This is a genomic window from Bradyrhizobium sp. P2_E8 (genome assembly GCF_056403875.1).
The window spans coordinates 1-6,603 of record NZ_JBFUES010000385.1; the positions used below are offsets into that span (position 1 = coordinate 1).

The 6,603-nt window shown below is 65.0% G+C and carries 7 protein-coding genes and 1 pseudogene; 2 read left to right on the plus strand and 6 right to left on the minus strand.

What is annotated here, in order from left to right; genetic code table 11:
- Both AC1D00_RS21125 and AC1D00_RS21130 read left to right on the plus strand, forming a co-directional pair.
- Positions 1 to 1,415 (plus strand): anthranilate synthase component I (locus tag AC1D00_RS21125; protein WP_477011998.1); only part of this gene is annotated, 1,415 nt, incomplete at its 5' end.
- Between the two features lie 9 nt (positions 1,416 to 1,424).
- The gene (locus AC1D00_RS21130; protein WP_011085277.1) at positions 1,425 to 1,964 is read left to right on the plus strand and encodes an adenine phosphoribosyltransferase; all 540 of its coding nucleotides are present in this window, start codon (positions 1,425 to 1,427) and stop codon (positions 1,962 to 1,964) included.
- A 5-nt stretch (positions 1,965 to 1,969) separates the two neighbouring features.
- On the opposite strand, the gene AC1D00_RS21135 is transcribed toward AC1D00_RS21130, so the two are convergent.
- The 6 genes and pseudogenes from AC1D00_RS21135 to AC1D00_RS21160 form a co-directional block, all read right to left on the minus strand.
- The gene (locus tag AC1D00_RS21135; protein ID WP_404558508.1) at positions 1,970 to 2,302 is read right to left on the minus strand and encodes a GIY-YIG nuclease family protein; all 333 of its coding nucleotides are present in this window, start codon (positions 2,300 to 2,302) and stop codon (positions 1,970 to 1,972) included.
- An 82-nt stretch (positions 2,303 to 2,384) separates the two neighbouring features.
- The gene (locus AC1D00_RS21140; RefSeq protein ID WP_167771384.1) at positions 2,385 to 3,053 is read right to left on the minus strand and encodes a hypothetical protein; all 669 of its coding nucleotides are present in this window, start codon (positions 3,051 to 3,053) and stop codon (positions 2,385 to 2,387) included.
- Between the two features lie 62 nt (positions 3,054 to 3,115).
- Positions 3,116 to 3,868 (minus strand): P-loop NTPase family protein, encoded by a 753-nt coding sequence (locus tag AC1D00_RS21145; protein WP_092187716.1) that lies wholly within the window; start codon positions 3,866 to 3,868, stop codon positions 3,116 to 3,118.
- 183 nt (positions 3,869 to 4,051) lie between these two features.
- A pseudogene (locus AC1D00_RS21150) lies at positions 4,052 to 5,269 on the minus strand (M48 family metallopeptidase).
- A 147-nt stretch (positions 5,270 to 5,416) separates the two neighbouring features.
- On the minus strand, positions 5,417 to 5,977 hold the full coding sequence (locus tag AC1D00_RS21155) for a LemA family protein (protein ID WP_404558506.1): 561 nt from the start codon (positions 5,975 to 5,977) through the stop codon (positions 5,417 to 5,419).
- A 139-nt stretch (positions 5,978 to 6,116) separates the two neighbouring features.
- A partial coding sequence (locus AC1D00_RS21160; protein WP_477011999.1) for a small ribosomal subunit Rsm22 family protein occupies positions 6,117 to 6,603 on the minus strand: 487 nt, incomplete at its 5' end.

Sequence of the window (6,603 nt, forward strand, 5' to 3'; positions counted from 1 at the left end):
CCGTCGTGTCCGCGCGCGCGGCCTTTGCCCGCGGTGATCTCTTTGAAGCCGTGCCGGGACAGCTGTTCGCCGAGCCCTGCGACCGCTCGCCGGCCGAAGTCTTCCAGCGGCTCTGCGTCATCAACCCGTCGCCCTACGGCGCGCTGATGAATCTCGGCGAGGGCGAGTTTCTCGTCTCGGCCTCGCCCGAGATGTTCGTGCGCTCGGACGGCCGCCGCGTCGAGACCTGCCCGATCTCGGGCACCATCGCGCGCGGAACCGATGCGATCGGCGATGCCGAGCAGATCCGCCAGCTCCTGAACTCGGAGAAGGACGAGTTCGAGCTCAACATGTGCACCGACGTCGACCGCAACGACAAGGCGCGCGTCTGCGTCCCCGGCACCATCAAGGTGCTGGCCAGGCGGCAGATCGAGACCTACTCAAAACTGTTCCATACGGTCGACCACGTCGAGGGCATGCTGCGCCCCGGCTTCGACGCGCTCGATGCCTTCCTCACCCACGCCTGGGCGGTCACCGTGACCGGTGCGCCAAAGCTGTGGGCGATGCAGTTCGTCGAGGATCACGAGCGCTCGCCGCGGCGCTGGTATGCCGGCGCGATCGGCGCGGTGAATTTCGACGGCAGCATCAACACCGGCCTCACCATCCGCACCATCCGCATGAAGGATGGCCTCGCCGAGGTGCGCGTCGGCGCCACCTGTCTGTTCGATTCCGATCCCGCCGCCGAAGACCGCGAATGCCAGGTCAAGGCCGCGGCGCTGTTCCAGGCGCTGCGCGGCGATCCGCCGAAACCGCTGTCGACCTTTGCGCCCGATGCGACCGGAAGCGGCAAGCGGGTGCTGCTGATCGACCACGACGACAGCTTCGTGCACATGCTCGCCGACTATTTCCGCCAGGTCGGTGCCAGCGTCACCGTGGTCCGCTATGTGCATGCGCTCGACATGCTCAAGCAGAAGAGGTGGGATTTGCTGGTGCTGTCGCCCGGCCCGGGCAGGCCCGAGGATTTCGGGATCAAGAAGACGATCGACGCGGCGCTGGCGAACAAGCTGCCGGTGTTCGGCGTCTGCCTCGGCGTGCAGGCGATCGGCGAATATTTTGGCGGCGAGCTCGGCCAGCTCACGCATCCCGCCCACGGCCGGCCCTCGCGGGTGCAGGTGCGCGGCGGACGGCTGATGCGCAACCTGCCGAACGAGATCGTCATCGGCCGCTATCACTCGCTCTATGTCGAGCGCGACAGCATGCCGGAGGTGCTGAACGTGACCGCGAGCACCGAGGACGGCGTCGCCATGGCGCTGGAGCACAAGACCCTGCCGGTCGCCGGCGTGCAATTCCACCCGGAATCGCTGATGTCACTCGGTGGCGAGGTGGGCTTGCGTATTGTCGAGAACGCGTTCCGGCTGGATGCGCGTGTTGATTGAGAGGCACCAATGACCTTTGACCACGACCTGAAGGCGAGCGTCCGCACCATCCCCGACTATCCCAAGCCGGGAATCATGTTCCGCGACATCACGACCCTGCTCGCGGATGCGCGCGCGTTCCGCCGCGCGGTGGACGAGCTCGTCAACCCCTGGGCCGGCAACAAGATCGACAAGGTCGCCGGCATGGAGGCGCGCGGCTTCATCATCGGCGGCGCCGTGGCGCACCAGCTCTCCGCCGGCTTCGTGCCGATCCGCAAGAAAGGCAAGCTGCCGCACACCACCGTGCGCATCGCTTACTCGCTGGAATACGGCATCGACGAGATGGAGATGCATGTCGATGCGATCCAGCCCGGCGAACGCGTCATCCTGGTCGACGACCTCATCGCCACCGGCGGCACCGCGGAAGGCGCGGTGAAGCTGCTGCGCCAGATCGGCGCCAATGTCGTCGCCGCCTGCTTCATCATCGACCTGCCCGAGCTCGGCGGCGCCGCCAAGCTGCGCGCGATGGACGTGCCGGTGCGCACGCTGATGACGTTCGAAGGGCACTGAGAGCGTTAAATCGCCTCGGCCTTCAGCTCCGCCTGCCAGTGCAGCATGCGCTCCTTCAGGAGCGCGTTCCTGACATAGGCAGTGTCCTCGTCCTCCAGACGCTCGCATTCGCCAAACGTCAGGCCTGCCTCGCCATGCGCGTTCCACGCAGCCTGAAGGCTGCGACACATATGATTGCCCTGGCGGAGCGAGAACCAGATGCGGTTCTGGATCGTCTCCAGGTTGGGCGCCTGGCCGACCCAGGCCTCGCCCGACGCCGTACAGCGGACGACGAAGATGCCTGCAATGGTCTTCCGCTCCTTGTAGGCGGCGATGGCTGCTTTCCGGTCGATGCTCACGGGGTAGGACCTTGTTGAGGCGTGCGCTCTCAATAAGCGGGGTCCGCTCCGCAGTCAATATTATCCGGGTAAAATAATTCCCCTAGGACCGCTGCAGGATCAGGTTGAGCTCGAGTTCGCGGAAGGCGAGGTAATTGCGCCGGGTCCACTGGTGCAGCTCGGTCGAGGCGTCCTTCTCCTGGCGCAGATAGCCTGTGAAGGAGAAGTTCAGCCGGTCGATATAGGTCTTCAGGAAGCCGGGCAGCGCGGGCAGGCGGAACACCCGTCCGGTGCCCATTGCGGCCGGCAATTCGCCGCGCACGATGTGCTCATTGTCCACCGTGATCAGGTTCATCCGCGGGATCTGCTCGCGCAGCATCTCGTGGGCGCGGGCCGAGACGCGGTCGGTGTCGGCGACGAACAGGATCTGGGGTGCGACATGGCGGCGTGCCGCCTCCTTCAACAGGCCGATCTCGTCGGCCATCTTGAAGAACTCGTCGAAGGCGTGGAAGCCGAGGTCGATGACCTTGGCAAGCCCGTCATCGACGATGACGCGGTCCATCAGCTGCATCTTGCCGTAGGTGTCGATCACATCGGCGGTCTCGGTGATCTTTGGCAAATAGTCGAGCAGCGACGGCTCCTTCAGGTTGACGTCGAAGGCCGCGACGTTGCCGTTCTTGAGCAGCTGGAACTCGCTCAATAGCCGCGCCAGCAGCGTCTTGCCGACCTGCGGGCGGGGCGAGCAGATGATGTAGACGGGTGTCGCGGGCATCACGAACTATTATCTGAGCGAACTTGTCGCCCAATCCAGCCGTATCAGCCCGGGCTCTGCAACTATTTTTCGCTGCTGCGGGCGCCGGGTTTCGAACCGACGATGTCGGTCAGGCGGATGCGGTCGAACTCGCTCCAGACATTGGCCAGCCAGTGCCGGACATAGCCGCGCAGCACGAAGGAGTAGTTGGCTGCCTCGTCGCTCATGCCCTTGTTGGCGACGAATTTCAGGAACGGGACGGAGGAGACCTCGACCTGCTCATAGGCCATTTCGTTGAGCTTGGGGATGGTCAGCTCGGTGGCGTCCTTGATGCGGTGGAAGTAGGAGTTGTAGGTCGCCTGGTCCCACTGGAAGAACTGGGTGTCGTTGATGAAGTTCTTCACCAGGAAATATTTTGCGCCGGTCATGAAATTCGCGGTCTCGGCGATTTCGTCGAGCGAGGCGATCGAGGGTCCCAGGATGTGGAACACCGCGAAGGTGATCTGCCCGGCCTTGGCGGCGTCGAGGAAACCGATGTCGCGCAGCGAGGCGAGCGCCGGCGAGAGCAGGCCGGCGCGGACGTCAATCACGGTCACGGACGGGCTGGTCGCGTTGAGCGTATCGAAGATCTTCATCTGATCGGCCGTCGTCGTCATGTCGACGATCTCGGTGATGTCAGGATGGAAGCGCTTCAGCGTTCCGCGCGGGGATTCCGTGTCGAAGGCGCGCGTCGGCACGTTGTTGGCGGAAAAATAATCGAGCAAGGTGCGCGATACCGTGGTCTTGCCGACCCCGCCCTTGTCCGCGCCCACCACAACCACTGCCGGCTTTGCCATTGCTGTCCCCTAACGCGCGCCCCCGATCGCGAGGTCGCAATCGGCCGGGCCCCAAATCGATGTCCCGAGTCTGCTGTTGGGCGCGAACATGGCAGAAACAAGGGAGAATTCAATCCGCAGGCCCCGCTTGCGGCAATTCCCGAGGTTTTTCCAGATTGCCGTGAAACTGACCACGGGGCGCGCTCAGTGGCGGCCCCACGGACCCATGGGATTCCCGATCGGGTTGCCGGCCGCGGTTCCGGAGGGGCCGGGCGCGGGCACGGGCGGCGGATTGGCCGCGCTGCCTCTATCGCTCCATGGTCCCTGCGACAGCGGTGGCGGGGCGTTCTGCGGGGCGGCCTGCGCCTCGGGCTGTTCCGTCTAGTCAGTCGGGTCCGGCAGCGGACCTGGATCATGGCCGCCGGCGAACTTGATCAGCGCATCGACCCGGGACTGCACCGACGGGTGGGTCGCGAACAGATCGGCAAAGCCCTCGCGCGGATTGTCGACGCAGAGCTCCATCACGGCCGAGGTCGCGCCCGGCAACTCGCCGCGGTTCTCGATCTTGCGCAGCGCCGAGATCATGGCATCGGGGTCCTTCGTCAGCTCGACCGAGCCGGCATCCGCGAGATATTCGCGGGAGCGCGACAGCGCCAGCTTCACGACCTGCGACATCAGCCAGGCCACCACGATCAGCACGACCGCGATGATGATCACGATCACGGCGCCGCCGCCGGAGCTCTTGCTGTCGCTCGATGACGAGGACGAGCGCGACGACGAGGAGGAACCCGACGACCACGAGCCGCCGGAACTCCAGCTGAAGTTGGTGAACACGCGGAAGAACAGTTCGCCGAAGAAGCCGACCACGCCGGCGATGATGACGGCGACCACCATGAGCTGCACATCGCCGTTCTTGATGTGGGTCAGCTCGTGGCCCAGCACCGCCTCGATCTCCTTGTCGTTCAGCGCGTTGAGGAGGCCGGTGGTGACGGTGATCGAATATTGCCGCGGATTGAGGCCGGTCGCGAACGCGTTCAGCGCCGGGCTCTCCATGATCTTCAGCTTCGGCATGGTGATGCCGCGCGAGATGCAGAGATTTTCGAGCAGATTGTAGAGCCGCGGCTCCTCCTTCCGGGTGACGTCGTGGCCGCCGGTCACCGCGTCGATCATCGACTGGTGGAAGAAATAGGCGATCACGACCCAGACCGCAGCCGCGATCGTCGCGAAGGGCGCGGCCTTGAGCAGGTCGTAGAAGGCGCGGTTCAGATAATAGGCGACGGTCTCGTTGCCGTTGATGACGACTTCGGCCACCAGCGCGCCGGCATAGACCAGCACATAGACCAGCGCGAACAGGCCGGCGAGCAGCAGCATCGAACGAAACTTGTTCGAGGCGATGTGCGTGTAGAGACCATACGCGGCCATGGCTGCTTCCGTTAGCTCCCGTCATTTCCGGGGCAGGCCGCAGGCCTGAACCCGGAATCCAGAGCTTAGTGTCTCGGTCGAGATTCCGGGTTCGCGTCTTCGACGCGCCCCGGAATGACGAAGTGTGAGAGGTCGCTCACGCAGCAATCAGAACTTCACCTGAGGCGCGGCCTCGACCTCGGTGCGGCTGGCGCCGAGATCGAAGAAGTCCTTCTTGGTGAAGCCGAACATGCCGGCGAACAGGGCGGCGGGCATCTGCTGGATGCCGGTGTTGTATTCCTGGACCGCGCTGTTGAAGAAGCGGCGGCTCGCCGCGATCTTGTTCTCGAGGTCGGAGAGCTCGCTGGCGAGCTGCTGGAAGTTGGCGTTGGCCTTGAGGTCGGGATAGGCCTCCGACAGCGCGATCAGCCGGCCGAGCGCACCGGAGAGCTGGGTCTCGGCGGCGGACACCTGCGCCGGGCCCTGCGCCGACATCGCCGAATTGCGCGCCTTGATGACGTCGTCGAGCGTGCCGCGCTCATGCGAGGCGTAGCCCTTCACCGTCTCGACCAGGTTCGGGACGAGGTCATGGCGCTGCTTGAGCTGCACGTCGATATCGGCAAAGGCCTGGCCCACGCGCTGGCCCAGCGCCACCAGGCGGTTGTAGGCGCTGAAGGCCAAGAACACGAGAACGACGATGACGCCGAGAACGATCCAGCCGGTCGACATGGAGAACTCCTGAAGGGGATTTGAGGCGGGCGCAGCCTAGACCAAAATGGCGCAGGGCGAGAGCCCCCGGCGCGGAGGGGAGGTAAGACTTGGTCGGATCTGGAACCATCCGAGTTCAAGGCAAAAGCGCCGATCGAGGTTAACTTTCGGCAATGACGGCATCGCCCCAGCGCCAGCGCCGGGCACTTGCATAGGCAGCCCTGTCGCGTCGTGGAATCTTGGCGAGTTCGACATCTTCCCCGGTGCAAAGCTTCGCCGTGATCTCGGCCTTGCCGACATCCGGCGGTGCCAGCACGCGCGCGGCGCGCGTTGTGGGCGGCGTGCGGGTCAGGGCGACGTAGATGAAGCGCTCGTCCTCGAACGGCACCTCGGCGCCCTTGATCTGGCGGTGCGCCTGGGAGCGCGGCAGGCGCTGGGAGAAATGGCACCAGTCGGGCGCAGTGAGCGGGCAGGGCTTTTCGTGTGGACAGGGCGCGGCGACAAAGGCACCAGCTGCGATCAGCTGCTGGCGCAGCGCGAGGATGCGGGCGTAGCCGGCCGGCGTGCCGGGCTCGATCACGACCAGCGCATGGCGCGCTTTCGCCCACATCGCCTCGGTGAGTTTGCGCTGATCGGCTTCGCTGAGC

Coding starts and splice junctions, on each gene's coding strand:
- AC1D00_RS21130 (WP_011085277.1), top strand. CDS start 1,425: ATGACCTTTGACCACGACCTGAAGGCGAGCGTCCGCACCATCCCCGAC.
- AC1D00_RS21140 (WP_167771384.1), bottom strand. CDS start 3,053: ATGCCCGCGACACCCGTCTACATCATCTGCTCGCCCCGCCCGCAGGTC.
- AC1D00_RS21145 (WP_092187716.1), bottom strand. CDS start 3,868: ATGGCAAAGCCGGCAGTGGTTGTGGTGGGCGCGGACAAGGGCGGGGTC.
- AC1D00_RS21155 (WP_404558506.1), bottom strand. CDS start 5,977: ATGTCGACCGGCTGGATCGTTCTCGGCGTCATCGTCGTTCTCGTGTTC.